General features: G+C 69.0%; 26 protein-coding genes. 19 read left to right on the top strand and 7 right to left on the bottom strand.

The annotated features are described in order from the left end of the window. Positions 1–163 precede the first annotated feature (163 nt). The 3 genes from DBV35_RS01110 (at position 164) to DBV35_RS01120 (ending at position 3,441) form a co-directional block, all read left to right on the top strand. A complete protein-coding gene (locus DBV35_RS01110) occupies positions 164–1,144 on the top strand; it encodes a TAXI family TRAP transporter solute-binding subunit (protein ID WP_108658420.1) in 981 nt (326 codons plus the stop codon). Positions 1,145–1,513: 369 nt separating this feature from the next. Next, positions 1,514–2,374: a DMT family transporter gene (locus DBV35_RS01115; RefSeq protein WP_245943912.1), complete on the top strand. Its 861-nt coding sequence runs from the start codon at positions 1,514–1,516 to the stop codon at positions 2,372–2,374. Between the two features lie 32 nt (positions 2,375–2,406). After that, positions 2,407–3,441: a phytanoyl-CoA dioxygenase family protein gene (locus tag DBV35_RS01120; protein WP_157961524.1), complete on the top strand. Its 1,035-nt coding sequence runs from the start codon at positions 2,407–2,409 to the stop codon at positions 3,439–3,441. Between the two features lie 300 nt (positions 3,442–3,741). On the opposite strand, the gene DBV35_RS01125 is transcribed toward DBV35_RS01120, so the two are convergent. Continuing rightward, positions 3,742–5,286, bottom strand: coding sequence for a carboxyl transferase domain-containing protein (locus DBV35_RS01125; RefSeq protein WP_205648594.1), 1,545 nt, complete (start codon positions 5,284–5,286; stop codon positions 3,742–3,744). A gap of 116 nt (positions 5,287–5,402) precedes the next feature. Here DBV35_RS01125 and DBV35_RS01130 point away from each other — a divergent pair, with 116 nt between their 5' ends. The 10 genes from DBV35_RS01130 (at position 5,403) to DBV35_RS01175 (ending at position 12,325) form a co-directional block, all read left to right on the top strand. Further along, positions 5,403–6,434 carry a 2,5-dihydroxypyridine 5,6-dioxygenase NicX family protein gene (locus DBV35_RS01130; protein WP_108658424.1) on the top strand — a complete coding sequence of 344 codons (1,032 nt, stop codon included), beginning with the start codon at positions 5,403–5,405 and terminating at the stop codon, positions 6,432–6,434. Beyond that, a complete protein-coding gene (locus tag DBV35_RS01135) occupies positions 6,431–7,000 on the top strand; it encodes a 5-formyltetrahydrofolate cyclo-ligase (protein WP_108658425.1) in 570 nt (189 codons plus the stop codon). The genes DBV35_RS01130 and DBV35_RS01135 overlap by 4 nt, the downstream gene beginning before the upstream one ends. Next, positions 6,982–7,818: a TIGR00282 family metallophosphoesterase gene (locus DBV35_RS01140; protein WP_108658426.1), complete on the top strand. Its 837-nt coding sequence runs from the start codon at positions 6,982–6,984 to the stop codon at positions 7,816–7,818. The genes DBV35_RS01135 and DBV35_RS01140 overlap by 19 nt, the downstream gene beginning before the upstream one ends. 145 nt (positions 7,819–7,963) lie before the next feature. After that, on the top strand, positions 7,964–8,377 hold the full coding sequence (locus DBV35_RS01145; RefSeq protein WP_108658427.1) for a DUF983 domain-containing protein: 414 nt from the start codon (positions 7,964–7,966) through the stop codon (positions 8,375–8,377). Positions 8,378–8,499: 122 nt separating this feature from the next. Beyond that, positions 8,500–9,249, top strand: coding sequence for a YebC/PmpR family DNA-binding transcriptional regulator (locus DBV35_RS01150; RefSeq protein WP_108658428.1), 750 nt, complete (start codon positions 8,500–8,502; stop codon positions 9,247–9,249). A gap of 38 nt (positions 9,250–9,287) precedes the next feature. Next, positions 9,288–9,794: a DUF6653 family protein gene (locus DBV35_RS01155; RefSeq protein WP_108658429.1), complete on the top strand. Its 507-nt coding sequence runs from the start codon at positions 9,288–9,290 to the stop codon at positions 9,792–9,794. Positions 9,795–9,820: 26 nt separating this feature from the next. Further along, entirely contained in the window at positions 9,821–10,318 is a 498-nt protein-coding gene (ruvC, locus tag DBV35_RS01160; protein WP_108658430.1) for a crossover junction endodeoxyribonuclease RuvC, read from the top strand. Next, the gene (gene ruvA / locus DBV35_RS01165) at positions 10,315–10,908 is read left to right on the top strand and encodes a Holliday junction branch migration protein RuvA (RefSeq protein WP_108658431.1); all 594 of its coding nucleotides are present in this window, start codon (positions 10,315–10,317) and stop codon (positions 10,906–10,908) included. The genes ruvC and ruvA overlap by 4 nt, the downstream gene beginning before the upstream one ends. 28 nt (positions 10,909–10,936) lie before the next feature. Beyond that, positions 10,937–11,962 carry a Holliday junction branch migration DNA helicase RuvB gene (gene ruvB / locus DBV35_RS01170; protein ID WP_108658432.1) on the top strand — a complete coding sequence of 342 codons (1,026 nt, stop codon included), beginning with the start codon at positions 10,937–10,939 and terminating at the stop codon, positions 11,960–11,962. 102 nt (positions 11,963–12,064) lie between these two features. Continuing rightward, positions 12,065–12,325, top strand: coding sequence for a hypothetical protein (locus tag DBV35_RS01175; RefSeq protein ID WP_108658433.1), 261 nt, complete (start codon positions 12,065–12,067; stop codon positions 12,323–12,325). Here DBV35_RS01175 and DBV35_RS01180 read toward each other — a convergent pair. Together DBV35_RS01180 and DBV35_RS01185 are read right to left on the bottom strand one after the other, a co-directional pair. After that, a complete protein-coding gene (locus DBV35_RS01180; protein WP_108658434.1) occupies positions 12,318–13,139 on the bottom strand; it encodes an alpha/beta hydrolase in 822 nt (273 codons plus the stop codon). The two genes, DBV35_RS01175 and DBV35_RS01180, sit on opposite strands and share 8 nt — an antisense overlap. After that, the gene (locus DBV35_RS01185) at positions 13,136–14,398 is read right to left on the bottom strand and encodes a metal-dependent hydrolase family protein (RefSeq protein ID WP_108658435.1); all 1,263 of its coding nucleotides are present in this window, start codon (positions 14,396–14,398) and stop codon (positions 13,136–13,138) included. Before DBV35_RS01185 ends, DBV35_RS01180 begins: the two co-directional genes overlap by 4 nt. A gap of 189 nt (positions 14,399–14,587) precedes the next feature. Here DBV35_RS01185 and DBV35_RS01190 point away from each other — a divergent pair, with 189 nt between their 5' ends. From DBV35_RS01190 to DBV35_RS01210, 5 genes are all read left to right on the top strand, one after another. Continuing rightward, a complete protein-coding gene (locus DBV35_RS01190; RefSeq protein ID WP_108658436.1) occupies positions 14,588–15,433 on the top strand; it encodes a sugar phosphate isomerase/epimerase family protein in 846 nt (281 codons plus the stop codon). Continuing rightward, positions 15,430–16,935, top strand: a complete 1,506-nt coding sequence (locus DBV35_RS01195) for a sugar ABC transporter ATP-binding protein (RefSeq protein ID WP_108660483.1) — start codon at positions 15,430–15,432, stop codon at positions 16,933–16,935. Before DBV35_RS01190 ends, DBV35_RS01195 begins: the two co-directional genes overlap by 4 nt. Continuing rightward, on the top strand, positions 16,932–17,930 hold the full coding sequence (locus DBV35_RS01200) for an ABC transporter permease (RefSeq protein WP_108658437.1): 999 nt from the start codon (positions 16,932–16,934) through the stop codon (positions 17,928–17,930). The genes DBV35_RS01195 and DBV35_RS01200 overlap by 4 nt, the downstream gene beginning before the upstream one ends. Beyond that, positions 17,927–18,916 (top strand): ABC transporter permease, encoded by a 990-nt coding sequence (locus DBV35_RS01205; protein ID WP_108658438.1) that lies wholly within the window; start codon positions 17,927–17,929, stop codon positions 18,914–18,916. Before DBV35_RS01200 ends, DBV35_RS01205 begins: the two co-directional genes overlap by 4 nt. Positions 18,917–19,059: 143 nt before the next feature. Beyond that, on the top strand, positions 19,060–20,190 hold the full coding sequence (locus DBV35_RS01210; RefSeq protein ID WP_245943801.1) for a substrate-binding domain-containing protein: 1,131 nt from the start codon (positions 19,060–19,062) through the stop codon (positions 20,188–20,190). An 88-nt stretch (positions 20,191–20,278) separates the two neighbouring features. Here the strand turns inward: DBV35_RS01210 and DBV35_RS01215 are convergent, their stop codons facing one another. Then, the gene (locus tag DBV35_RS01215; RefSeq protein ID WP_205648416.1) at positions 20,279–20,527 is read right to left on the bottom strand and encodes a hypothetical protein; all 249 of its coding nucleotides are present in this window, start codon (positions 20,525–20,527) and stop codon (positions 20,279–20,281) included. A 249-nt stretch (positions 20,528–20,776) separates the two neighbouring features. After that, positions 20,777–22,261, bottom strand: a complete 1,485-nt coding sequence (gene uraD / locus DBV35_RS30475; RefSeq protein ID WP_205648417.1) for a 2-oxo-4-hydroxy-4-carboxy-5-ureidoimidazoline decarboxylase — start codon at positions 22,259–22,261, stop codon at positions 20,777–20,779. Between the two features lie 247 nt (positions 22,262–22,508). On the opposite strand from uraD, the gene DBV35_RS01225 reads away from it, so the two are divergent. After that, positions 22,509–23,729: a urate hydroxylase PuuD gene (locus DBV35_RS01225; RefSeq protein ID WP_108660486.1), complete on the top strand. Its 1,221-nt coding sequence runs from the start codon at positions 22,509–22,511 to the stop codon at positions 23,727–23,729. Positions 23,730–23,735: 6 nt separating this feature from the next. Here the strand turns inward: DBV35_RS01225 and DBV35_RS01230 are convergent, their stop codons facing one another. Continuing rightward, the gene (locus tag DBV35_RS01230) at positions 23,736–24,764 is read right to left on the bottom strand and encodes a guanine deaminase (protein WP_157961525.1); all 1,029 of its coding nucleotides are present in this window, start codon (positions 24,762–24,764) and stop codon (positions 23,736–23,738) included. Then, the gene (gene xdhC / locus DBV35_RS01235) at positions 24,761–25,576 is read right to left on the bottom strand and encodes a xanthine dehydrogenase accessory protein XdhC (protein ID WP_108658441.1); all 816 of its coding nucleotides are present in this window, start codon (positions 25,574–25,576) and stop codon (positions 24,761–24,763) included. The genes DBV35_RS01230 and xdhC overlap by 4 nt, the downstream gene beginning before the upstream one ends. Between the last annotated feature and the right edge of the window lie 5 nt (positions 25,577–25,581).

Below are 25,581 nucleotides of genomic sequence, written 5' to 3' on the forward strand. Positions count from 1 at the left end.
GGTCCTTGCGTTTGCGGAGGTTCTCCCGCAGCGCGGCGGCGAGTCGGTCCTGGCGGTCAGAGGGCGGCATCTTGGATCTCCTGGGGCCTCGCGTCCGGGCTTTTAAAGCGTTGCACCATGCTTATGTCTGCCATGCAGATGCGCTGCCGAGAGGAATACGACTATGAAGAAAACACTGGCCATTGCCGCCGTCTTCGCCACGGCCGTAACCGCAGCACAGGCGACGGAGATTGTCATCTACACCGGTGGCGCACCGACCGGTGAAGGCTCCACCTACCACAACGGCATGGGCCTGGCCGTCGAGGAGCAGCTTCGCACCCTCGCCAAGCCCTTCGGCTATGAGGTGAAGCGCATCCCCTCGGGCGGCGCCGTCGCCAACGCGGAGGCCTGCGGCAAGGAGACGGAGAATATCTGTTTCGGCATCGGCCAGGGCGGCCTCGAATACGGGCCGGTGACGGCGGGCAATGTCCAGATCGTGCGCAACGACCTGCCGGGCGAATGCGCGATGGCCTTCACCACCGAGCCGCGTCTGCCGAACTGGCGCTCCGTGATGTCGAACGCCGACCGTGTGACCTTCGTCGTGCCTGAAGGCTCGGGCTCCGAGGCGTTCATCCGCAAGGTCTTCGCGGCCGAGCCGACGCTCCAGGGCAAGTCGCCGAACTTCAAATATGCGAGCGGCCAGCAGGCGATCTTCGACGCGATCCGCAGCACGCGCGGCGCGCTCGGCGTCTTCTACGCCTATCCGAACCCGACCGCCGGCATGGTCAACGCCGCCGCCGACGCGGACATGACGATCATGGGCATCCTGTCGCCGGCCGTCGCCAAGGGGTCGAACGACTTCTACCTGAACCGCAAGGCGCCCTATGAGCTCTCCTGGTTCGGTCTCGGCGAGACGAAGACCGTGCAGGCGATGTGCTCCAAGGCGCTGCTCTTCGCGAACATGCCCGAGAAGCTCGCCGACACGTGGGCGCAGGGCGACTTCGAGGAGTTCCTCACGAAGCTGAAGGCCATGCCGGCCGACGCCTTCGTCCCGCAGGACGGCCCGCTCGCCAAGCTGATGCGCGAAGTGGAAACGCTGTCGGAGGAGTATGGCGTCTCCGAGATGGTGACCGACCTCGACCGCCAGGTTCAGCAGCAATTCTGATCGCCGCCCCCGCGGCATCCGACACGAAGCGCACCGGACCCGTCCGGTGCGCTTTTTTGTTCCAGCTCACCCCCCGACCAATTTCGCGGATGCGCCGGGCGGGGCGTGCAAAGGGGATTGCGCCGTCGCGCATCCTTCCCCTAACCTGATAAAAAGAAAAATCAGATGTGATCCGGGGAGATCACACACCTTCGCCCAGATTGAAGTATATCAGTGCTTGAGGTCCGACGCCTCGAGACCTGCCGCGTCGCCTAGCCTATCCCGCGAACGATTGTTTTCATAATGGTTACCATTCCTGCCTCACCTGTCCGCAGTGACGCTGCCACGGGCATCATGTGGAAGGTGGCATCAGCCTTCCTCTTCACGCTGATGTTGACCTTGGTGAAGATCGCGGGCGACCGTTATCCGGTTGGGCAACTTCTGTTCGCGCGCAATCTCTTCGGTCTTATCCCGGTCTTGGCCTTCATCGCCTACACCGGACATCTTCATGATGCTTTGAAGACCGACAATATCTTCGGTCACGTCCGCCGCGCCATCTCGGGAATGTTCGCGATGGGGCTATGGTTTGCTGCGCTCCAGCGGCTTTCCTTTCCGGAAGCCACCGCCATCGTCTACGCCGCACCGCTGATGATGGTCGTGCTCGCGGCAACGGTGCTCGGCGAGACGGTGCGCATCTATCGCTGGTCGGCGGTGGGTGTCGGCTTCGTCGGCGTGTTCATCATCCTGATCCCGCAATTCGCGTCAGGCTTTAATTTCGACGAGGACGTCGCGGCGGTGGGGGCGATGCTCGCGCTCGCCTCGGCCGGGTTCATGGCGATGACGTCGGTCTTCGTGCGCCAGCTCGCGCGCAAGGAATCGACGAGCACGATCGTCCTCTATTTCCTCATCGCCGGCACGGCGGTGACCGCGCTCACCGCGCCGACCTGGGTGCTGCCGACCTGGACGGACCTCTTCATCCTCGTCGCGATCGGGGTGCTCGGCGGCATCGGCCAGCTTTTCGTGACGCAGGCCTTCCAGCACGCGGAGGCCTCGCTCATCGCCCCGTTCGAGTACACCTCGATGATCTGGGTTGTGCTGATCGGCTATTTCGTGTTCGGCGAGATTCCGACGGTGTATGTTCTCCTTGGCGGCGCGATCGTCATCGCGTCGGGCATCTTTGTGATATTGCGTGAGCGAAAGCTCGGCCTACAGCGCGCCGAGCGCAAAGTGGGGGCGCCGCTTCGTCCGTAAATCCGGCGCCCTTCGATGGGTGGAGGATGCGTATGGCGAACTGGCTCGCGGCCCCGTTGTGGCCTTTCGAGATCTTCACGGCGACGAAGGCCTTCACCAACCCGCTCCTCGCCAGCGAAAAGCTGAACCGCCGCGGCCTCTATGCCTGGCGCGTCGCGGCCTCGCACCGCCTCGCCGACCGGCGACGCCGCAAGCTCGAGCGGCTCGTCCCGGCATCGGAGCGGGCGGAGTTCGCGGCGAACGGGGCGATCGTGAAGTCGCCTCTGTCGCCCGAGGAATTCCAGACGATGCGCGACGAGGTGATGGCGCTGAAGGCGCCCGCCTATGAGATGCGCGAGGGCGATGCCGTCACCCGCCGCATCGCGGTGACGCCTGAGGTGCTGAAGGCCGCGCCGACGCTCGCGCGCCTGATCGCCTCGCCCGCCTATCAGGGGCCGATCCGCTATGCCGGCTCGTTCGACGTCGCGCCGCAGCTCTACATCCAGACGATCTTCACCCATGTCGTCGAGCCGGACGGGTCGCCCGACCCGCAGAACGATCTCCACATGGACACCTTCCACCCGACGGTGAAGGCGTGGCTCTGGTTCGACGATGTGGACGAGGAGATGGGCCCGTTCGCCTACGTGTTCGGCTCGCACAAGCTCGATCCGCGCCGCCTCGCCTGGCACAAGAGGCGCTCGATCGTCGCCTCGCAGGGCGGGGCGCGCGGCGGCTCCTTCCGCGTGTCGGACAAGGAGCTGCATCATCTGCGCCTGCCCGAGCCGCACAAATTCACTGTGCCCGCGGGCACGATGGTCGCGGGCGACACGTTCGGCCTTCACCGCCGCACCCGTGCGCTGCGCAAGTCCGCGCGGGTCGAGCTGTGGGCGACGAGCCGGCCGAACCCGTTCTACCCGTTCGTGAAGAACTGGGTCTGGCCGCTGCCGGGGATGGAGGGCCGCGAGGCGATCCTGTGGCAGCAATTCGCGACCTGGGCCCACAAGACGGGCCTCAGGAAGCGCAAGGACTGGTACTTCGTCGGCGAGGTCCACCCGAAGGACCCGCCGCTTCATCCCTCACTCCAGTGAGGGCTGCGAAAGTTTAGTGCCGGTCGGTCCGGCGCAGGATGGCGCCGCGCTCGTGCGGCGGGGCGAAGACGGCCATCAGCGCGTAGAAGAAGCGAAGGGCGACGCCGGTGGACGGCAGTTCAGCGGAGGTCATGATCAACTCGTGAAAATTGGCGGGCGACAGGTCCGCCGTGTTGATCCCGACATGGGGCCAACGCGCCGCCGGGAGAACCGATACGCGGCGCTATCTGCCATCTCGATATGCATGACGCCCAATCCGTAGGCAGATCCGGCGCTGCCCGCCGGGGCAGTGCCGGCACGCTACATGCGGAAGACGCCGAATTTCGTGTCCGCGATCGGCGCCTGGAGTGTCGCGGCGAAGGCGAGGGAGAGGACGCGGCGCGTGTCGCGCGGACGGATCACGCCGTCGTCCCAGAGCCGCGCCGTCGCGAAATAGGGGTGCCCCTCGCGCTCATAGGTGTCGCGGATCGGGGCCTTGAAGCTCTCCTCGTCCTCAGCCGACCAGGTGCCGCCGTCCGCCTCGATATTGTCGCGCCGCACCGTCGCGAGGACGGACGCCGCCTGCTCGCCGCCCATCACCGAGATGCGGGCCGTCGGCCAGGTGAAGAGGAAGCGCGGCGAATAGGCGCGGCCGCACATGCCGTAATTGCCGGCCCCGTAGGAGCCGCCGACGATCAGCGTGATCTTCGGCACCGAGGCACAGGCAACGGCGGTGACGAGCTTCGCCCCGGCGCGCGCGATCCCCTTCGCCTCGTGCTCGCGCCCGACCATGAAGCCGGTGATGTTCTGGAGGAACAGGAGCGGGATCTTCCGCTGGCAGCACAGCTCCACGAAATGCGCGCCCTTGTTGGCGCTCTCGGAGAAGAGGATGCCGTTGTTGGCAATGATCCCTACCGGCATGCCCGACAGGCGCGCGAAGCCGGTGACGAGGGTCGTGCCGTAGAGCGCCTTGAACTCGTCGAAGCGCGAGCCGTCGACGAGGTGGGCGATGATCTCGCGAATGTCGGTCTGCTGGCGCAGATCCGTCGGCATCACCCCCTCGATCCCGTCCGGGTCGACGGCGGGCGGCTCGGCGGGGAGGAGGCCGATCTCGGCCCGCTGCGGAGCGCCGAGATTGGCGACGGCGCGCCGCGCCATCTCCAGCGCCTGCCGGTCGTCGAGCGCATAATGGTCGGCGACGCCGGAGAGGCGGGCGTGGACGTCCGCCCCGCCGAGATCCTCCGCGCTCACCACCTCGCCGGTCGCCGCCTTCACGAGGGGCGGGCCCCCGAGGAAGATCGTGCCTTGCTTGCGCACGATGATGGATTCGTCCGCCATCGCGGGCACATAGGCGCCGCCCGCGGTGCACGAGCCCATCACGACGGCGATCTGCGCGATCCCCTCCGCCGACATCGTCGCCTGGTTGTAGAAGATGCGGCCGAAATGGTCGCGATCGGGAAAGACCTCGGTCTGGTTCGGCAGGTTCGCCCCACCCGAATCGACGAGATAGATGCACGGCAGGCGGTTCTCGCGCGCGATCTCCTGCGCGCGGACGTGCTTCTTCACCGTCATCGGGTAATAGGTGCCGCCCTTGATGGTCGCATCATTGGCGACGATCATGCAGATGCGGCCCGACACGCGGCCGATGCCGGTGATCAGCCCCGCGCCGTGGATGGCGTCGTCATAGAGGCCGTTGGCCGCGAGCGGGGAAAGCTCCAGGAACGGCGATCCCGGATCGAGGAGGGTGTTGACGCGGTCGCGCGGCAGGAGTTTGCCGCGCTTGAGATGCCGTTCGCGGGCGCGCGGCGGGCCCCCCTCGGCCGCGCTCGCAAGGTGCGCGTCGAGGTCGGCCACGAGGGCGTCCATCGCGGTGCGGTTCGCACGGGTGGTGTCCGCGTCGAGGGTGGAGTGTAAGACAGTCACGCGAAATCCCCTTCTCCGTTGGCTGGAGGGAAGCGCAGGACGGGGCGGAAAGGAAGAGGATGTTCAGCGATCGGATCGAAGGCAAGTGGATCGATGCCTTCGCGGAGCTCTTCGAGGCGAGCCGGATCGGCCCGGCCGAGAGCGTCGCCATCCTCTCCGAAAGCGCCTCGCGGGAGGTGAATGTGCACCTCGCCGAGCTCGCATTGTCCAGGCTGGGCGTCGCGCCCGTGCGCGTCGTGGTGCCGACGCCGCGCCTCGGCACGATGATCCCGCGCTCGACCGGAGCGGCCCTCGTGCTCGCCGGCCAGCCGCAGGTGGTGGCGCTTCTGAAATCGGTGGATGTCGTCGTCGACCTCACCCTCGAGGGGCTGATGCACGCGCCCGAGACCGGCGAGATCCTCGCCGCGGGGACGCGCATCCAGGTGATCTCGAACGAGCATCCGGAGACGCTGGAGCGGATGCGCCCCGACCCGGCGCTGAAGGAGGCGGTGCGCGAGGCCGCGCGCGCCTGCCGCGGCGCGAGCGAGATGCGTGTCCACTCCGCCGCGGGCTCGGACCTGCGCGTCGACATGCGCGGGGCGCAGACAGCGGGCGTGTGGGGCTGGACCGACCGGCCGGGGACGCTCGCCCACTGGCCGGGCGGGATCGTGGTGTCCTTTCCGAAGGCGGGCACGGTCTCCGGCCGGCTCGTCCTTCAGCCGGGCGACATGAACCTCACCTACAAGCGCTATGTCGAAGGCCACGTGGGGCTCAACATCGAGAACGACCGTGTCGTCGCCGTGGAGGGAGACGGGGTGGACGCCCGCCTCATGCGCGACACGCTCGCGGCGTGGAACGATCCGGAGGCCTATGCCGTCTCCCATGTGGGGTGGGGTCTCAACCCCGGCGCCCGCTGGGACGCGCTGATGATGATGGACAGGGTGCACACCAACGGAACCGAGCTGCGCGCCGTGCCGGGGAATTTCCTGTTCTCCACCGGCGCCAACGAATTCGCCGGCCGCTTCACGGACGGCCATTTCGACCTTCCCATGATAGGCTGCACGATCGCGCTCGACGGGGTCCCCGTCGTGCGCGAGGGGCGGCTCGTTTGAGCGTATCGGAAGAGAAGGCCGCGCTGCGGGCCGAGGCGATGACGCGCCGGGCCGCGGCCGCGCGCGCGGCGGGGCCGGGCGCGGCGGAAGCGCTCGTGCGTCACGCGACGGCGCTGCCGGACGCCGCGATCGTCGCCGCCTACGTGGCGATGCGCGACGAGATCGACCCGATGCCGCTCGCCCTCGCCCTCATCGCCGACGGCAAGCGCCTCGCGCTGCCGGCGGTGGTGGACAAGGTGATGCATTTTCGGGCCTATGCGCCGGGCGACGGTCTCATCAAAGGGCCGTTCGGCACCAGCCACCCGACGGGGCCCGAAGTGACCCCCGATCTTCTGCTTGTCCCGCTTCTTGCATTCACCCGAGAGGGTGGGCGGCTCGGCTACGGCGCCGGCCACTATGACCGGTGGCTCGCCGCGCACCCGGCGGCCTATGCCGTCGGTGTCGCCTACGCCGCCCAAGAGATTCCCGGCCTTCCCATCGAAGGCCACGACCAACGATTGAAGGCGATTTTGACCGAGAAGGATCTTTTCATGACCGGGGAGGACGCGTGCGTCTCATCGTTCTAGGGGACGTCGTCGGCCGTGTCGGACGGCAGGCGGTGACCACCCATCTGCCGCGCTTGATCGAGCGTTATTCCATCGATTTCGCGGTGGTGAACGGCGAGAACTCCGCCGGCGGGTTCGGAATCTCCGAGGTCATTCTCCAATCGCTGCTCGATGCCGGCGCGGACGCCGTCACCACCGGCAACCACGTCTGGGACCAGCGCGAGGCGCTCGTCTTCATCGAGCGGCAGCCGCGGATGCTGCGGCCGATCAACTACCCGCGCGGCACGCCGGGGGCCGGCGCGGCGATGTACACGGCGCGCAATGGCGCGCGCGTCCTCGTCGCCAACGTCATGGGCCGCACCTTCATGGAGGCGCTCGACGATCCGGTCCGCACGCTCGACGCCGCGCTCGACGTCCACCGGCTCGGCAGCGAGGTCGACGCCGCGATCGTCGACGTCCACGCCGAGGCAACGAGCGAGAAGCAGGTGTTCGGCCATCTCCTCGACGGGCGCGTCTCGCTGGTCGTCGGCACCCACACCCACTGCCCGACGGCGGACCACCGTGTGCTGCCGAACGGCACCGCCTTCATCACCGATCTCGGCATGTGCGGGGCCTACGATTCGGTCATCGGCATGGAGAAGGACGAGCCGATGCGGCGCATGGTCGAGCGCGTCCCCGGCCAGCGGATCGGCCCGGCGGGCGGCCCCGCGACCGTGTGCGGCGTCGCCGTCGACACCGACGACAAGACGGGCCTTGCGAACTGGATCGCCCCGATCCGCATCGGCGGCGACCTCGACCCGGCGCTCCCGACGCTCTGGGATCCGCCCTCGGACGAATAGGCGCACGGCCGGGCGCGCGGCGGTCGGCGGCGCGGCCCGCCCTTCGGGTTGCCAGTCGCGGCGCGAGGGCGCATGAGGCTTCGCACCGGCCGGGTGTGTCCTCATGTTTCTGGGCACGCTCCAAGACCGCCCGATAGGAAACGCCATGATCTCGTCCGACCAGCCCTTCGACCGCAGCACGCTCCCCCATCCCATCGTGTCGGGGATCAAGTGCCGCTGCCCACGATGCGGCAAGGGACACCTCTTCCAGGGCTTCCTGACGCTCCGCGACAGCTGCGACGTGTGCGGCCTGCGCTACGATTTCGCCGACCCGGCGGACGGGCCGGCCTTCTTCGTCCTCTGCTTCGCGTGTGTCCCGGTAGTCGCCATCGCGATCTGGTTCGAGCTCACCTTCAGCCCGCCCGTCTGGGTGCATCTGTTGACGACGGTGCCGCTCATCATCGTCGCGTGCGCCGCGCCGCTGCGGCCGCTGAAGGCCTGGCTGATCGCGAGCCAATATTATCACCAGGCCGCCGAGGGCCGGCTCGACACGGGTCCCGCCGCCAAGCCGCGCGACTGAGCCGGCTCACGAGGCGCGTTGACGCTGAAGCGCCCATCGGACTAACTCAGGGGTCCGGGAACGCCGCTTCTTTCATTCGCGCCTCTCTCTCGCTAGATAGGCCAAGCGATCAGAGGACGACCATGGCCGGCCATTCCAAATTCAAGAACATCATGCACCGCAAGGGCGCGCAGGACGCCAAGCGGTCGAAGCTCTTCTCCAAGCTCTCGCGCGAGATCACGGTCGCGGCCAAGATGGGCACGCCAGACCCGGACATGAACCCGCGCCTGCGCCTCGCCATCCAGGCGGCGAAGGCCCAGTCTGTACCGAAGGACAATATCGAGCGCGCCATCAAGAAGGCCGCCGGCGACGAGGACGCGAACTATGACGAGGTCCGCTACGAGGGCTACGGCCCCGGCGGCGTCGCCGTTCTCGTCGAGGCGCTGACGGACAACCGCAACCGCACCGCGGGCGTGATCCGCGCCGCCTTCTCCAAGCACGGCGGGGCGCTCGGCGAGACGGGTTCCGTTTCCTTCATGTTCGACCGTGTGGGCGAGATCGAGTACAAGCCCGGCGCCGGCGACGCGGACACCGTCATGGAGGCCGCCATCGAGGCGGGCGCCCAGGACGTCGAGTCCGACGAGGACGGGCATCTCATCACCTGCGCGTTCGAGGATGTCGCCGAGGTCTCCGCCGCCCTCACCGAGCGGCTCGGCGACCCGGCGTCCGTCAGCATCGTCTGGCGTCCGCAGAACACGACCCCCGTCGACGAGGACAAGGCCGGCACGCTGATGAAGCTCATCGACGTGCTGGAGGATGACGACGACGTCCAGAACGTCTTCGCCAATTACGAGATCTCCGACGAGGTGATGGAGAAGCTCGCCGCCGCCTGATCCGGCTGGCGGCGCCGGCCCGGGGGGAGGGAGACGCCATGCGCCTGCCCGACCTTGCGGCCCGCGCCGAACGGCTGATGGCGATGGACGACGCGGCCTGGGCGCGCCACGCGAACCCGTGGAGCGTGTGGACGCGCGTTCTCCTCCTGCCGGCCTTCGCTCTCGCCTTGTTCTCGCGCGCCTGGATCGGGTGGTGGTGCCTCCTCCCGGTCGGCCTCTGCCTCGTCTGGACCTTCGTGAACCCCCGCGCCTTCCAGCCGCCCCGGCACCTCGACAGCTGGGCGGCGCGGGCGGTGATGGGCGAGCGGCTGTGGCTCGCCCACGGGACGCGGCCCATTCCGGCCCACCACATCGCCCCGGCGCGCGCGCTTCTCGCGGCCTCCGCGCTCGGCGTCGCGGTCCTCGCCTACGGCATCATCGTGCTCGATCCGTGGGCGACGGTCGCCGGATGCGTGCTCGGCGGCGGTGCGAAACTGTGGTTCGCGGACAGAATGGTGTGGCTTTGCGACGAAAGTGGTGACGGAAGGTTCAATCTTCGCCCATAGTTTGTTCCCCTTCCACGGGGCGAACAATGGCTGTCATCATTCTTGGCATCGATCCGGGCCTGCAGGCGACGGGGTGGGGCGCGATCCGCCAGGATGGCTCGGCGCTCGTCTTCCTCGGCGCGGGAACGGTGAAGTCCAACCCGTCCGACAGCCTGTCCGACCGCCTCGCCTGCCTCTATCAGGGCCTCACCGCGACGCTCGCCGAGATCGGCCCGGACGAGGCCGCCGTCGAGCAGACCTTCGTCTCGCGCGACGCGGTCGCCACGCTGAAGCTCGGCCAGGCGCGCGGCATCGCGCTCCTCGCGCCGGCGATGCTCGGAATTTCGGTTGCCGAGTATGCCCCGAATCTCGTCAAGAAGACCGTTGTGGGGGCGGGTCACGCCGACAAGCGCCAGATCCGCCACATGGTGTCGATGCTCCTGCCGAAGGCCACCGCCCGGTCGGAGCACGCGTTCGACGCGCTCGCCGTCGCGATCTGCCATGCGAGCCACAGGCGGTCGGCGCGATTGAGGAATGCGGCATGATCGGACGGCTGACGGGTATCGTCGCGGAGGCGGGGGAGGTCGCGATCATCGACGTCCACGGCGTCGGCTACGAAGTGCACATGACGAGCCGCGATCTCGGCAATCTCACCCCCGGCGAGCCGGTGACGGTGGTGATCGAGACCGTCGTGCGCGAGGATCTCATCCGCCTCTACGGCTTCCGCGACGCCCACCAGCGCGACTGGTTCCGCCTCCTCCAGAGCGTCCAGGGGGTCGGGGCGAAGGTCGCGCTCGGCGTCCTGTCGGTGCTGCCGGGCGACCAGCTCGCCGCCGCGCTCGCCACCGGCGACCGTGTCGCGATCGCCCGCGCGCCCGGCGTCGGCAAGCGCGTCGCGGAGCGGATCGCGACCGAGCTGAAATCGAAGGCCCCCGCCGGAGTGATCGCCATCCACGCGGTCGGCGGCGTGCAGGCGGGCGGAGACGACACCCTCGCCGACGCCATTTCCGCCCTCGTCAATCTCGGCTACGAGGAGGGCCAGGCGCGCGCGATCGTCAGCAAGCTCCGCGCCGATTCGCCAGACGCGGGCGCGGCCGAACTGATCCGTGCGGGCCTGAAGGCCCTCGCCGCGTGAGCCGCAACACGAGCGACAGGAGCGCCCCATGACCGAGCGCGCCGCCCTCTCCCCCGACGAGCAGCCCGAGGATTACGATGTCGCGCTGCGGCCGCAGCGGCTCTCCGAGTTCGTCGGCCAGCCCGCCGCCCGCGCCAATCTCGACGTGTTCGTGAAGGCCGCCCGCGCGCGCGGCGAGGCGCTCGACCACGTGCTCCTCGTCGGCCCGCCGGGCCTCGGCAAGACGACGCTCGCCCAGATCGTCGCCAAGGAGCTCGGCGTCAATTTCCGCTCGACCTCCGGGCCGGTGATCGCGAAGGCCGGCGACCTCGCCGCCCTCCTCACCAATCTCGAGGAGCGGGACGTCCTCTTCATCGACGAGATCCACCGCCTCTCGCCGCACGTGGAGGAGATCCTCTACCCGGCGATGGAGGACTTCCAGCTCGACCTCATCATCGGGGAGGGGCCGGCCGCGCGCTCGGTGAAGATCGACCTTGCGCGCTTCACCCTCGTCGGCGCGACGACGCGGCTCGGCCTCCTGACGACGCCGCTGCGCGACCGTTTCGGCATCCCGCTCCGCCTCGAATTCTATTCGGTGGAGGACCTGTCGCGCATCATCGCCCGCGGCGCGTCGCTGATGGGGATCGCGGCGACGGATGACGGGGCGAACGAGATCGCCCGCCGCGCGCGCGGCACGCCGCGCATCGCGAACCGCCTCCTGCGCCGCGTGCGCGACTTCGCCATCGTGGGCGGGGCGGACGCGATCGACCGCGAGGTCGCCGACACCGCGCTCCTGCGCCTCGACGTGGACGCCGCCGGGCTCGATACGCTCGACCGGCGCTATCTCGGCCTGATGGCGGAGCATTATGGCGGCGGCCCGGTCGGCATCGAGACGCTGGCGGCCGCCCTCTCCGAGCCGCGCGACGCGATCGAGGACATCGTGGAGCCCTACCTCCTCCAGCAGGGCTATCTCCAGCGCACGCCGCGCGGACGCCTCCTCACGGCCCGCGCCTGGGGCCATCTCGGCCTCGCCGCGCCGCAGAACAACACGCCGCCGACCCTCTTCGACAGCTGACGCGTCCACCTCCCGTGTGCGCGGCTCCGCCTATGCAATCAAGGATTGTGTCGGCGCGAAGGCCGTTGTACCGTCGGGCGGCATGGATGAGGAGGCTGTCCCATGTCGCTGGTGCTGAAGATCATCGGGTTTTTGATGGTGTTGCTGAGCGTCGTCTCGTTCGTGATCGCGTCGAAAGGGCCGGTGTTCTTCGTCGTCCCCTACGTCGCTGGCGGCACGAGCCTTTTCATCTCCGGCATCCTGCTCATCGCCTTCGCGGCGGTGCTCGACCGGCTGCGCTCGATCGACCGGGCGGTCACCGCCCAGTTCCACCTGCTCGACGATTATCGCCGCCCGTCCGACCGCGTCAGCCTCTCTAGATGAGAGGCGCGCGGAACCCGTCGAACGCGTCGGCGGCGAGAATCGACCAGCCGCTCTCCTTCACCGCGAGGTCGGTGACGATGCTGACATGGTTGCGGAACTCGACGAACCGCATCGACGCTTTGCCCCCCGCCGCGCGGATCGCCTCGAAGAGGCGGGCGCTCTGCCGGCGGAACTCCACCATCTCCTCCGCGCCCGCCGCGAGGTGGACGGGGCAGGGGATCTCGGCCGCGCGCGTGATGGGCGAGAAGTCGCGCACCTCGTCCTCGGTCAGCCCGATGTCGCGCTGGATGAAGGAGTAGCGCAGCGGGTCGAGGTCGTAGATCCCGCTGAGGCCGATGACGGCGGCCGGTGGACGCGAAAGCCGCAGCGCGCACTCGACGGCGAGGTGGGCGCCCGCCGAATGCCCGGCGATCACCACATGCTCGGCCTCGCGCGTCGCGATCTCGCACGCTGCGAGCGCGTCGGCGACGACGTCCGCCATCCGCACGCCCGGCATGAGGCGATAGTCGACATTGTAGAAGGTCGCGTGGGCGGCCTTCGCGGTGTCGGTCACGAAGTCGAAATCGGCCGCGCAGAAGCGGCGCCAGTAGCCGCCATGGATGAAGACCAGCGCATTGCTGCGCGGGCCGGTGTCGAACCGCCACACGGCCTGCATCGGGTCGGTGCCGGTGCTGATGCGCACCGGCGGGTTCAGGGTGAAGCGCGCATCGGCAGAGAGATCGCGATAGCGCTTCTCCCACTGGTCGAAGTCGGGAATGATACTCGCGTTCTGGAGCTGCGAGTTCCAGAACGCCTCGGTCTCGGGATGGGTCATTCGGCAGCGATCAATCCGGCGTCGAAGTTGAGATTGGCGAGTTGGTTTTTGTAGATCACGCCATCTTTCATGATCATTGCAAGATTGTCTCGGTCCTGCAGCAACGACACGTCGCTGAGCACGTTGCCGCGCACGAGGAGGAGGTCGGCATAGTAGCCGGGCCGGATCTCGCCCACCTCGAGCCCCATCAGCTCACCCCCGATGCGCGTCGCGCACTCCAGCGCCTCGATCGGCGAGTAGCCGAAATATTTGACGAAGTGGGCGATGTCGCGCGCGTTCGTGCCCATCGGGGTGATGTTGAAGCCGTAGTCGCCGCCGACGACGACGCGCAGCCCGCGCTTGCGGATCTCGGTCAGCGTCGCGCACGTCTTCTCGAACTTGCGCAGGAAGCCCATCGACTTCACCACGTCCTCGGTCATGCCGACGCGCTCGCCCTCGAACACGACATTGTGGACGAGGCCGAAGGCGGGGCCGACGAAGACGCGGTCCTTCACGCTCTCCAGCATGTCGAGCGCTTCCTCGTCCGCGAAGTCGCAATGGTAGATGCAGTCGAGCCCGTGGCGCACGGCCATCTTCACGCTCTCGGAGGAGCGGGCGTGGCAGGCGGTCGTCTTGTGGAAGGCGCGGGCGACGCGCACGAAGGCGGCAAGCTCGTCATCCTCCAGCGGGGTGATCTCGGCGCGGGCGTGCGAGACGAACTCGTCGCCCGAGATGTTGATCTTCATGACGTCGACGCCGTCCCGCACGCACTCGCGCGCGACGCGCCGCATCTCGTCCGCACCGTCCGCGACGAGGCCGAAGCTCTCCTCGTAGATGTGCCGCTTGCGCTCGTCGCCGAGGCCGGCGGTGGTGGTGATTTCGGGGCTCCCGGCGCGCATGCGCGGGCCGATGATGAGGCCGCTATTGATCGCGTCCCGCGCGGTCACGCCGAGCATGGGTTTCGCCGAGGCGGCCTCGAAGATCGAGGTGAAGCCGCACTGGAGGAGGAGCTTCAGGTTGCGCGCGGTGCGCAGCATGTGCTCCTCGGGCCCGATGCGGCCGAGATCGGCATTCTCGTCGATGCCGACAAAGGAGGGGTGGCAGTGCCCCTCCACCATGCCGGGCATCAGGGTCAGTCCACTGCCGTCGATGGTGGCCATGCCGGGCTGGGCGAGGCCTTCGCCCACAGCCTTGATGCGATTGCCTTCGACGATGACGTCGGTCTTCGCGGCCGCTTCCTTGCGTCCGTCGAACACCTTCGCGCCGGTGATAGCGAGCATTGTTGTCTCCTTGGCGACGCTTCCTCCGCCCCGAGTATGCGCCCCAGCACAACTCTTGAACAGGCAGCGCAACTTCCGGCGGCGCACGTGGACATTGCGCGCGGGAGGCTTGAAATCTTGCCGCGATACGATGCTTGATCCGTGGGCAGACGTCGCTCATTCTGGATGCGTCGATGCGCGGTGAGGGGTATGCGGCTCGGAATCAACCTGTTGTGCGCCAAGAGCCATCTCGGCGAAGCGGACCGTGATCTCCTGCTCCAGGTGAAGGATGCGGGCTACGATCTCGTGGAGATTCCGATGTTCGAGGGCGACCCCGCCCACTATCGCACGCTCGGCGCGACGCTCGACGCAATCGGCCTCGCGCGCTCCTGCACCGCCATCATCCCCTCGCCCGAGGCCGACCCGACCCGACCCGATCCGGCCGTGCGGGCGGCCGGGATCGCCCACCTCGATTGGATCGTTGCATGCGCCACCGCGCTCGGCGCGGAGAGCATCGGCGGCCCCTTCCACGCTGCCTTCGGCGTGTTCGACCGCGCGCCCCCCTCGGCGGAGGACCGGGAGCGGGGCGTCGCGGCGCACCGCGCGATGGCCGAGAGCCTGCCCGACGGGATGATCCTCAGCCTCGAGCCGCTGAACCGGTTCGAGTGCGCCTTTCTGAACACCGCCGCCGATTCGGTTGCCTACGCCGAGGCCGTCGCCCACCCCGCCTTCCGGCTGATGCCCGACACCTTCCACATGAACATCGAGGAGCGCGACCCGCCGGCCGCGATGGCGCACTACGCCCCATACGCCGGCATCGTCCACGTCTCGGAGAATGACCGCGGCATTCCGGGCCGCGGCCACATCGACTTCGCCGCCCATTTCGCCGCGCTGAAGGGGGAGGGCTGGGACGGGACGATCGTCGTGGAGGCGTTCGGGGCGACGCTGCCCGAGCTCGCGGCGGCGACGCGCGTGTGGCGGCCCCTCTATCCGGACACCGACACCCTTTTCACCGAGGCGCACGACTTCGTGCGCGAATCCTGGGCATGCGCATGAGCGTCTTCGCGATGGAGGGGATCGGCAAGTCCTTCCCCGGCGTTCGGGCGCTGTCGGACGTCTCCTTCGCCTGCGAGGCGGGCGAGGTCCACGCCCTCGTCGGCGAGAACGGGGCCGGCAAGTCGACGCTGATGAAGATCCTGTCGGGCGTCTACCAGCCCGATGCGGGCCGCATCATCCTCGGCGGAGAGACGGTGCGCTTCCGCCACCCGGTCGAGGCGATCGCGGCGGGCGTCTCGGTCATCCACCAGGAATTCTCGCTCCTGCCGGACCGGACGGTCGCGCAGAACGTCTTCCTCGGGCGTGAGCCCGCCCACCGCGGCATCATCGACAACGCCACGATGGAGCGGGCGACGGCCGCGATCTTCGCCGGCTTCCGCGGCGACTATCGCATCGCCCCGTCCCAGCGCGTCGGCGACCTCAGCGTCGCCGAGCAGCAGCTCGTCGAGATCGCGAAGGCGGTCTCGGTGGAGGCGAAGGTGCTGGTGCTCGACGAACCGACGGCCGCGCTCGACGAGGCGGAGTGCGAGATGCTCTTCCGCATCGTCGAGGATCTGCGCGGCAAGGGCCTCGCCCTCGTCTACATCACCCACCGGATGCGCGAGGTGACGCGCCTCGCCGACCGCGTGACCGTCCTGAAGGACGGGGAAGTCACCGCCCGCTTCGACAGCGTGCCGGAGACCAACGCCATCGTCGCGGCGATGGTGGGCCGCGATATCGGCGACTTCTACCCGCCCCCCGCGACGCCGGAGGAGATCGGCGCGCCGCTCCTCACCGTCGCCGGCGGCGGCAACGCCAAGCTGAAGGACATCGACCTCACGCTGCGGCGGGGCGAGATCGTCGGCCTCGCGGGCGTGCAGGGGGCCGGGCGCACCCCGCTCGCGGCCGCCCTCTTCGGCGTCGAGCCGTTCACGACGGGGACGGTCACGCTCGACGGTGCGCGCGTCGCTTTCCGCAACCCACGCGAGGCGATCGGAGCGGGCGTCGTGATGCTCCCCGGCGACCGCAAGGCGGAGGGGCTCTTCCTCATGCAGTCGGTCCGCGACAACGCGCTGGCGGCGGCCCGCGCGCGCGGCGGGTTCCTCGCGCGCGTCGGCCTCACCCCCTTCGGCACGCGGCGCGATTTCGATGCGCTCCTGAAGTCGGTGGACGTGCGGGCGGGCTCGTTCGCCCAGGCGATCGCGACCCTCTCGGGCGGCAACCAGCAGAAGGCGATCCTCGCGCGCTGGCTCGCGCTGAAGCCGCGCGTCCTCCTCTTCGTGGAGCCGACGCGCGGGGTCGACGTGAACGCCAAGGCCGGGATCTACCGCGCGATGCGCGAGCTCGCCCGCGCCGGGGCCGCGATCATGATGGTCTCGTCGGACCTGCCCGAAGTGCTCGGCGTCGCCGACCGCATCCTCGTGATGCAGGCGGGGCGCATCGTCTCGGAGCGGCCGCGCGGCACGACGGAGGCGGAGATCATGCACGACGCGACCGGCGAAGCGCACCGGGTGGCCGCATGAGCGCGGTCGACGCCGCGGCCGCGAACGGCGCGCGCCGCACCCGCCAGCGCGTGTTCGAGCGCTACGCGCCGGCGATTATCCTCGCGATCGCGGCGGCGGCCTATCTCGCCGTCGTCTTCGGCACCGGCCAGACCCAATATCTCACGACCGACAATCTGATCTCGATCCTCAACCGCTCGATCGCGCTCGGCATCACCGCGGTCGGGCAGACCTTCGCGATCCTCGTCGGGTCGATCGATCTGTCGGTCGCGAACCTCATCTCGGTCGCCGCCGTCCTCGCCTCCTTCATCATGAAGGGGGAGGGGGCGATGATCGTCCCGGCCGTCGCGGCGGTGCTTGCGGTCGGCGCGCTCGTCGGCCTCGTCAACGGGCTCGTCATCACCAAGCTCGCGGTCAATCCGCTGATCGCGACGCTCGGCATGGCGCTCCTTCTGCAGGGGGCGCTGTCGGCCAATTTCAACAATTTCGCCGGCTCAGTACCGGATGCATGGAAGCTCTTCGCTTATGGAGAGATCCTCGGCATCCCGGTGGGGCTCCTCTTCCTCCTCGCCCTCTCGGCGGGGGCCTGGTTCGTCCTGCGCCGCACCAGGCTCGGCTCCAACATCTACGCCGTCGGCGGCAACCGCGACGCAGCGCGCTTCGCGGGCATCAAGACCGACAATGTCATCATCGCGAGCCACGTCCTGTGCAGCCTCGCGGCGGCGCTGGCGGGGCTCTATCTCGCCGCGCGCCTCGGCTCGGGCGCGCCCTGGATCGGCCGGGACGGGGTGTACGACCTCGAATCCATCGCCGTCGTCGTCATCGGCGGGACGATCCTCGCGGGCGGGCGGGGCGGCGTCCTCGGCACGCTCGCGGGGGTGATGATCTTCTCGCTGATCGATTCGGTCTTCAACGTCGCCGGGGTCGACGCGTTCGCCAAGCAGGTGATCCGCGGCATCATCATCGTGGCGGCGGTCGCGCTCTACGCGGCCCGCTCGAAGCGGCTCGTCGCATGAGCTCGGTGGAGCGCGGCGGCGAGAAAGCCGAGCGGCGCTGGCGTCTGCCGGCGATCAACCCGGTCTGGTTCATCCTCGTCGCCCTCATCACGGCGATCGCGCTCGAGAACGCGAACTTCCTGACCCCGATCGGCTACATGAACTTCCTGAAGCGGGCGGCGCCGCTCGCGATCCTCGCGGCGGGGCAGGTCTATGTCATCGTCTCGGGCGGGTTCGACCTCTCGGTCGGCTCGCTGATCACGCTGACGGTCGTCGGCTCCTCGATGCTGACGAACAACGACCCGGCCGCGACCTACTGGGTGATCCCGCTGATGCTCGGGATCGGGGTCGCGGTGGGGGTCGTCAACGGGCTCGTGGTCTCGATCCTCAAGGTTCCATCGCTGATCGCGACACTCGGGATGATGATCACGCTGAACGGTCTCGCCTTCCTGTGGTCGGGCGGTGCGCCACGGGGCTACCTGCCCGACACGTTCCGCGTCTTCGGCCGGACCAACATTCTCGGCGTCCCGCTCGTGAGCATGATCCCGGTGGCGCTGATCGTGATGGTCGTTGTCGGCATCCTCCTCACGCTGCTGATGCACCGGACGGCCTTCGGCAAGCTCCTCCACGCGGTGGGCGACAACCCGCGCGCGGCCTTCCTCGCGGGCATCCCGGTCGCGCGGGTGCGGGTCTCGGCCTTCGTCATCTCCTCGCTCACGGCGGTGATCGCGGGGATCCTGCTCGGCGGGTTCGCGGGCGTGTCGACCGATGTGGGCGTCGGCTACGAGCTCCAGGCGATCACCGCCGCGGTGATCGGCGGGGCGCAGCTTCTCGGCGGGCGCGGCTCGGTGCCGGCGGCGATGGCCGGGGCGCTGACGCTGAACGCGATCTTCACGCTCCTCAACTTTCTCGGCCTGCCGAAGCCGGTGCGGGACGTCGTGCAGGGGCTGATCCTGATCATCGCGGTGGCGCTCGCCATGGTGCGGCGACGCCGCACCGGGGGCTAGCCCGGCGTGGCCGCGCATTGCCGGACGGCAAGGCTCGCGCGGCCCGGAAGCTGCGGTGTAGCGGCGCATTCCTGCCACCTGGGGTGGCCCGAACCTGCGCCGAATGCTATCGATAGAAACAATAAAAACAGGGAGGATACAGCGTGTTCAAACGCGTGACGGTCGGGCTCGGCGTGCTTGCCATGGCGTTCGTGGCAGCCAATGCCCAGGCCCAGAATTTCGACGATCCGGACGAGTTCAACAAGCAGCGTCAGCAGCTCGAGATGACGCCGAACGGCCCCGAAGGGCAGCCGTGGCTGCAATATCTCGGCGACGCGATGGTCGATACCAGCGCCCACAAGAAGGACGGGCCCTACACCGTCTGCTTCTCCAATGCCGGCGTGAACAACCCGTGGCGCGTGGTCGGCTACACGAACATGCAGGCCGAGGTCGAACTGCATGAGGAGATCGGCAACTTCGTCCATGTCGACGCCGAGGGCTCGGACGACAAGCAGATCGCCGATATCGAGGATCTCCTCGCGGGCGGCGATTGCGACGTGCTCATCGTCTCGCCGAACACCACCGCGGCGCTGACCCCGGCGGTCGAGCGGGCGTGCCAGCAGCTCCCGGTCATCGTGTTCGACCGCGGCGTCAACACGGACTGCCCGGTCACCTTCATCCACCCGATCGGCGGCTACGCCTTCGGCATCGAGGCGGCCGAGTTCATCGCCGACAATGTGGAGCAGGGCGCGAACGTCCTGATGCTGCGCATCCTGCCGGGCGTCGACGTGCTTGAGACGCGATATTCAGCCGGCAAACGAATCTTCGACGAGGCGGGCATCAACATCGCCGGCGCCGAGTTCACCGACGGTGACAACGCGAAGACCAAGTCGATCGTGGAGGACTATCTCCAGCGCGGCCAGATCGACGCCGTGTGGATGGACGCCGGCGCCACCGCCGTCGCCGCCATCGAGGCGTTCGAGGACAACGGCCTCGAGGTGCCGCCCTTCAATGGGGAAGACCAGCAGGACTTCCTCCAGAAGTGGCGCGATCTCGGCATGACGGCCATCGCGCCGACCTACCCGACCTTCCAGTGGCGCACGCCGATCATCGCGGCGATGTCGGTGCTGAAGGGCGAGGAGGTGCCGGGGCCGGAATGGGTGCTGCCGCAACCGGCCATCACCGCGGAAAACCTGGACGACTACATCAACGAGAGCATGCCGCCGCTGCACTACGCCATGTGCGGCTGCGAGGAGATGCCGAACTACCCCGCGCGCTGGGGCGGCCGCGACTGATTGCGACCCCTTGAACGAAACCGGCCTGCTTCGCGTGAAGCAGGCCGGTGCCAAAAATGGAGCGGTGCGCCGGATGGGCGCGCGCGGTTCAGGAGGCGGCGAAGCGGATGCCGGCCTTCACTTCGGCCATCGCCTCGTTGATGAGGGTGATCGCCTTCGTGCGGTGACCGCCCTTGTTCGGCGTCGCGGCGCGAAGCTGGTCGCTCGCCTTCTGCAGGTGGTCGAGCGCGGCCTCCATGTGGCCCTGCTTGGCGCTCGCTTCGGTGGCGACGGCGACGGCGCCGATGGTGGCGGCGGTCCCGATCATGGCGCTGCGGCGCGAGAGTTTCTTTTCCATTTCATTGTCCTCCGATGGTCCGCAGCCTTGCGCCGCGGGTGAATGGGGCGCTGCCCGGCCGCAGCGTAGCATCGTTCGGCCCCCATCCGCCCCGACAATTTAAAGTCATGACGCGAATGTCATGCGGTTCAACGGCGCACACCGCCGTTCAACTCGGAATAACTTCAACGCACGTGCAATAAATTTCGCACCGCTTTGCCGACTGCGTAAAACTGCGCGGCGCATCCTTCTTTTGTCTGCGCCGCCGGGTCAGGCCGTTTCGAGGCCGGCGAGCGAGCGCATCGTCGCGAGGAGGGCGGACTGCACCAACATCGGCCCGCCGCGGGCGCGGTTCGCGTGCCGCCGGTCGCCGGGGACGCGGATGCCGGGGATCGCGGCGAGGCGGTCGATGAAGGCTTCCGCGCGCGCCCGCGTGCCGGGGCCGCCGATGAGGTCCGGGCTGAGGGCGAGGACGAAGACGCCGCCCGGCGGCACGCCGCTCCCGTCCGCCTGCTCGGCCGCGAGGTCGCTGAAGAGGTCGCCGACGATGCCGCCCGCGAGGAGCTCCACCATCAGCGCGATCGCCGAGCCCTTGTGGCCGCCGAAGGGAAGCTGCGAGCCGCCGGCGAGGATCGCGTTCGGATCGGTCGTCGGCCGCCCTTCCGCGTCGATGCCGACGCCGAGGGGGACGCTGCGCCCGTCGCGCGCCGCGATCTGGATGTCGCCGCGCGCCATCGCCGAGGTCGCCATGTCGAAGACGAGCGGCGCGCCTTCGCGGGGGTAGGCGAAGGCGAGCGGGTTGGTGCCGAAGATCGGCCGCACCGCGCCGGCGGGGGCGAGATAGGGGAAGTTCGCCGTGCAGGCGAGGGCGGCGAAGCCCCGCTCGGCGAGCCACTCGACCTCGTGCCACAGCGCCGCGAAATGCTGCGTGTTGCGCACCGCGAGCACCGCCGCGCCCATCGTGCCCGCACGCTCCGCGAGTGCCGGGAGGCCGATCGTGTAGGCCGTCGGCGTCACGCCATGATCGGCGTCGACGATCACCGCGGCGGGCGGCCCGTCGACGATGCGCGGGCGGGCGTGGCCGTTGGTGAGGCCGCTGTTCAGCGCCTTCACGTAGCCCGGCACGCGGAAGGCGCCGTGCGATTCGGCCCCGTCGCGTTCTGCCGCGCACACCGTGTCGGCGACGGCGTCGGCGTTCAGATCATCGGCCCCCTGGTGGATGAGCGCCGCCTTCACGAGGGCGTGGAGGTCGTCATACGAAATCGCCTCGCGCGGCGGCGGGGCGGGCTGGACCGGGGCGAGGCGCAGCCGCGCGATCTTGTGCACCTCGTCGAGCGCGCGACGGAACTCGGTCTCGGGCGTGCCCTCGACACGGGCGCGGAAGGCCGCAAGGATCTTCTCCCGATCGAGCCCCTTCACCGCGATGATGAAGGGGAAGCCGAAGGTCTCGACATAGCGGGTGTTGAGGGACTGGAATTCGGCGAACTCTTCGTCGCTGCACTGGTCGAGGCCGGCGCCCGCCTGCTCGTTCGCGGAGTGGTCGGTGAGGGCGGAGCGGCCGAGCCGGTTCGCAAGGTCCGGGTGGGCGCGCAGGAGTGCCAGTTGCGCCTCGTGCCCGGCCCGCTCCACGACGCGGCGCAGCGTGGCGGCGACATCGCCGCCCGGATCGATCCCGCCGTCCCAGGCGCGCTCGGCGACCCAGTGACTGTGTTCGTAGATCGCCCCGTAGCGGGCAACGAAATCGTCGCGTGTCACGCACATCCTCCTCGGCCGGGCCAGGACCGTCCATGGCCCGCCCGCAGCTTTGCATTCAACCGCCGTGCCGTCAGCCACGACAGCCCCGATAAGACTAGAACCGACCGGCCGCCGACGGGAAATGGTTCGATTGACGCGGACGCTCGCGATCCACGACGACGTGGCGAAACGGGATTCCGCTTCCCCGCGGGGCGAGAGACTTGCATAGAGGATAGGCGCAACGACAAGGGAGGCCGCGGAGGAGACGATGGGCAACGCGCATGATTTTCTCGCCCTCTTCGTTCGCTGGGCGCACGTCGTCGCCGCCATCTCCTGGATCGGCTCGTCGTTCTATTTCATGTGGCTCGACGCCTCGCTGAAGCGGCGCGAGACGATGCCGGCGGGCGTCAAGGGCGAGAACTGGACCGTCCACGGAGGCGGCTTCTACCACACCCAGAAATACATGGTCGCCCCGGCCGAGATGCCGGACGAGCTGCACTGGTTCAAATGGGAGAGCTACTCGACCTGGCTCTCCGGCCTCGCCCTCCTCACCGTCGTCTACTGGATGAACGCGCGCCTCTTCCTGATCGACCCGTCGAAGGTCGACCTCACGGTGTGGCAGGCGGTGGTGTGGTCGGCGGGCGGCATCGTCGGCGGCTGGCTCGTCTACGACATCCTGTGCCGCTCCCCGCTCGCGGCGCGGCCCGCGGTGCTCTTCGGCATCCTCTTCGCCCTCATCACCGCGACGGCCTATTTTTACGGGACGATCTTCTCCGGCCGCGCCGCCTTCCTCCAGACCGGCGCGATGATCGCGACGGCGATGACGGGGAACGTCTTCTTCGTCATCATCCCGAACCAGCGCGTGGTGGTCGCGGACCTGAAGGCGGGCCGAAAGCCGGACCCGAAATATGGCGAGATCGCCAAGCTGCGCTCGACGCACAACAACTACCTGACCCTCCCGGTCATCTTCCTCATGCTGTCGAACCACTATCCGGCGACCTTCGGCCATCCGCAGGCGTGGGTGATCGTGGCCTTCGCCCTCTTCCTCGGCGCCATCGTGCGCCACTGGTTCAACACCTACGAGACGGGGGCCGGCGGCGTCGCGATCGCCTGGCAGTGGCCGGTCGCGATCGCGCTCGCGGTCGGGATGACGATGTTCGCCGGCTCGGGCCGCGAGGCGACGCCGGTGATGCGCGCGAACGCGACGGCACCGTCGGATGGCGGCGCGCTGAACAGCGTGCTGGAAGAGACGGCGTTCCAGATCGTCGAGCGGCGCTGCGTCACCTGCCACGCCGCGCAGCCGACTTTCGCGGCCTTCGCCGCCCCGCCGGCGGGCGTCGTGCTCGACACTCCGGACGCGATGCGCCGCCGGGCCGACCAGATCGTCGCCCAGGCGGTGATGACGGCGGCGATGCCGCTCGGCAACATCACCGAGATGACCGAGGAGGAACGCGAGGCACTCGCGGCCTGGGCCGGCGTCTCGCGCTGAAGCACCTCAGTCCGGCCGGCGCGGCACGCCCTCGGCGACGCGCGCCACCTCCATGATGTCGAATGTCGTCCCCGCGCCGATATCGGTGCCGAGCTTCACGGTGACGCCGGCATCGAGGAGGCGGCGGACGGGGCAGGTGCCGGACTTCAGGAAGCGGTTCGCCGTCGGGCAGTGCGCGACGACGGCCTTGTGGTCGGCGAGCGAGGCGATCTCGCGATCCGAAAGGTGGATCGCGTGGGCGAAGATCGCGCCGGGACCAACGAGGCCGAACTGCTCGTAGACGGCGAGATAGTCCGGCGCGTCGGAGAAGAGGCGGCGCACCCAGGCGACCTCCTCCACGCTCTCCGACAGGTGCGTCTGCATCGCGCAGGTCGGGTGCTCGTCCCACAGCGCCGCCGCCGCCTCCAGGAGCGCCGGGGTCGAGGTCGGCACGAAGCGCGGGGTGATGGCGTAGGTGAGCCGCCCGTCCGCCGCGCCGTGCCAGCGCTCGATGAGGGCGAGGCTGTCGTCATAGGCCTCCTGCGCCGGGGTGAGGAGCGGGGAGGGGGCGTTGCGGTCCATCATCACGAGGCCGGCCGTCACCTTCAGCGTGCGCTTCAGCGCCTCGTTGAAGAGCGCGTCCACCGAGGCCGGGTGCGAGGTGCAGAAGACGGTCACGTCCGTGGTGCCGACGGCCTCGCACCGGTCGAAGAATTCGCGGGCGATCTCGGCGGCATAGGCCGGATCCTCGAACTTCATCTCCTCGGGGAAAGTGACGGTCTCGAGCCATTCGAGAAGCCCGCCGCCATAGGTCCCGGTGATGCGGGTCTGCGGATAGTGGCAGTGGACGTCGACGAGGCCGGGGGACAGCAGCGCTTCGGTCGGCACCACGGTCGCGTCCGGGTTGGCGGTGATGAGGGGGACCGCCGGGCCCGCCGCGACGATGATGCCGTCCTCGCGCAGGATCGCCCCGTCCTCGATCTCCTCGAACGGGTCGGCGCCGGTGATCGTGCCGGTGAAGGGCCGCAGCCGGCCGCGCTCGATGATGCGGCTCATCGCGGCCCGCCGGCCCTTTGGAGGATGAGGAGCTGGGCCGCGACGGAAGCAGCGATCACTGCGGGTTCCTTTCCCGGAATGGTGTCCAATCCGATGGGACATGTGAGGCGGGTGGCGTCAAGGCCGCGCTCGGCGAGGCGGCGCACGAAGGTGGCGCGCTTGGTCGCAGAGCCGATGAGGCCGAGAAAGGCGAACGGGCGCGCAAGCACCGTCGCGACGATCTCGAGGTCCACGGCGTGGCTGTGGGTCATGACGAGGTGGATGGCGTCGTCGGGCGCGGCGGCCGCCGCCGCTTCGGGGAGCGCGAGGCGGCGGCAGGGGACCGCGCCGGCGACGGGCCAGAGCGCCTCGGCGCGCGGGTCGATCCAGTCGATCGCGAAGGGAAGCGGGGCGAGCGCCGCGACGAGCGCCGCGCCGACATGCCCCGCCCCATAGACGAGGACGGGCTGGCGCGGCGGGTCGGCGATCAGCGGGCCGCCCTCCCACAGCGCGAAGGGGCCGGCGGGCGGTGTCGCGATGCGCACGATCACGACCGCCATCCGCCCGCCGCAGCACTGGTCGATCTCGGGGCCGAGCGGGATGTCGAGATCGGTCCGCGCGGCCTCGCCCGCGAGGAGCGCGCGCGCGGCCTCAATGGCGCGCCGCTCCGCCTCGCCGCCGCCGATCGTGCCGGCCGTCTCTGCCGGGGTGACGAGCATCCACGCGCCCGCCTCGCGTGGGGTCGAGCCGGCGGCGCGGGCGAGCACGGCGACCGCCGTCGGCCCCGCACGGACGTGGCGGGCGAGGTCGGAGAGGGTGGCGGCCGCGCGCATGCCGG

The sequence above is a fragment of the Acuticoccus kandeliae genome (genome assembly GCF_003073115.1).

What these genes read in the sequence shown, in the direction of transcription:
- DBV35_RS01110 (WP_108658420.1), top strand. Translation starts at nt 164, where the DNA reads ATGAAGAAAACACTGGCCATTGCCGCCGTCTTCGCCACGGCCGTAACC.
- DBV35_RS01115 (WP_245943912.1), top strand. Translation starts at nt 1,514, where the DNA reads ATGTTGACCTTGGTGAAGATCGCGGGCGACCGTTATCCGGTTGGGCAA.
- DBV35_RS01120 (WP_157961524.1), top strand. Translation starts at nt 2,407, where the DNA reads ATGGCGAACTGGCTCGCGGCCCCGTTGTGGCCTTTCGAGATCTTCACG.
- DBV35_RS01125 (WP_205648594.1), bottom strand. Translation starts at nt 5,286, where the DNA reads ATGGACGCCCTCGTGGCCGACCTCGACGCGCACCTTGCGAGCGCGGCC.
- DBV35_RS01130 (WP_108658424.1), top strand. Translation starts at nt 5,403, where the DNA reads ATGTTCAGCGATCGGATCGAAGGCAAGTGGATCGATGCCTTCGCGGAG.
- DBV35_RS01145 (WP_108658427.1), top strand. Translation starts at nt 7,964, where the DNA reads ATGATCTCGTCCGACCAGCCCTTCGACCGCAGCACGCTCCCCCATCCC.
- DBV35_RS01150 (WP_108658428.1), top strand. Translation starts at nt 8,500, where the DNA reads ATGGCCGGCCATTCCAAATTCAAGAACATCATGCACCGCAAGGGCGCG.
- DBV35_RS01155 (WP_108658429.1), top strand. Translation starts at nt 9,288, where the DNA reads ATGCGCCTGCCCGACCTTGCGGCCCGCGCCGAACGGCTGATGGCGATG.
- ruvC (WP_108658430.1), top strand. Translation starts at nt 9,821, where the DNA reads ATGGCTGTCATCATTCTTGGCATCGATCCGGGCCTGCAGGCGACGGGG.
- ruvA (WP_108658431.1), top strand. Translation starts at nt 10,315, where the DNA reads ATGATCGGACGGCTGACGGGTATCGTCGCGGAGGCGGGGGAGGTCGCG.
- ruvB (WP_108658432.1), top strand. Translation starts at nt 10,937, where the DNA reads ATGACCGAGCGCGCCGCCCTCTCCCCCGACGAGCAGCCCGAGGATTAC.
- DBV35_RS01175 (WP_108658433.1), top strand. Translation starts at nt 12,065, where the DNA reads ATGTCGCTGGTGCTGAAGATCATCGGGTTTTTGATGGTGTTGCTGAGC.
- DBV35_RS01180 (WP_108658434.1), bottom strand. Translation starts at nt 13,139, where the DNA reads ATGACCCATCCCGAGACCGAGGCGTTCTGGAACTCGCAGCTCCAGAAC.
- DBV35_RS01185 (WP_108658435.1), bottom strand. Translation starts at nt 14,398, where the DNA reads ATGCTCGCTATCACCGGCGCGAAGGTGTTCGACGGACGCAAGGAAGCG.
- DBV35_RS01190 (WP_108658436.1), top strand. Translation starts at nt 14,588, where the DNA reads ATGCGGCTCGGAATCAACCTGTTGTGCGCCAAGAGCCATCTCGGCGAA.
- DBV35_RS01195 (WP_108660483.1), top strand. Translation starts at nt 15,430, where the DNA reads ATGAGCGTCTTCGCGATGGAGGGGATCGGCAAGTCCTTCCCCGGCGTT.
- DBV35_RS01200 (WP_108658437.1), top strand. Translation starts at nt 16,932, where the DNA reads ATGAGCGCGGTCGACGCCGCGGCCGCGAACGGCGCGCGCCGCACCCGC.
- DBV35_RS01205 (WP_108658438.1), top strand. Translation starts at nt 17,927, where the DNA reads ATGAGCTCGGTGGAGCGCGGCGGCGAGAAAGCCGAGCGGCGCTGGCGT.
- DBV35_RS01215 (WP_205648416.1), bottom strand. Translation starts at nt 20,527, where the DNA reads ATGGAAAAGAAACTCTCGCGCCGCAGCGCCATGATCGGGACCGCCGCC.
- DBV35_RS01225 (WP_108660486.1), top strand. Translation starts at nt 22,509, where the DNA reads ATGGGCAACGCGCATGATTTTCTCGCCCTCTTCGTTCGCTGGGCGCAC.
- DBV35_RS01230 (WP_157961525.1), bottom strand. Translation starts at nt 24,764, where the DNA reads ATGAGCCGCATCATCGAGCGCGGCCGGCTGCGGCCCTTCACCGGCACG.
- xdhC (WP_108658441.1), bottom strand. Translation starts at nt 25,576, where the DNA reads ATGCGCGCGGCCGCCACCCTCTCCGACCTCGCCCGCCACGTCCGTGCG.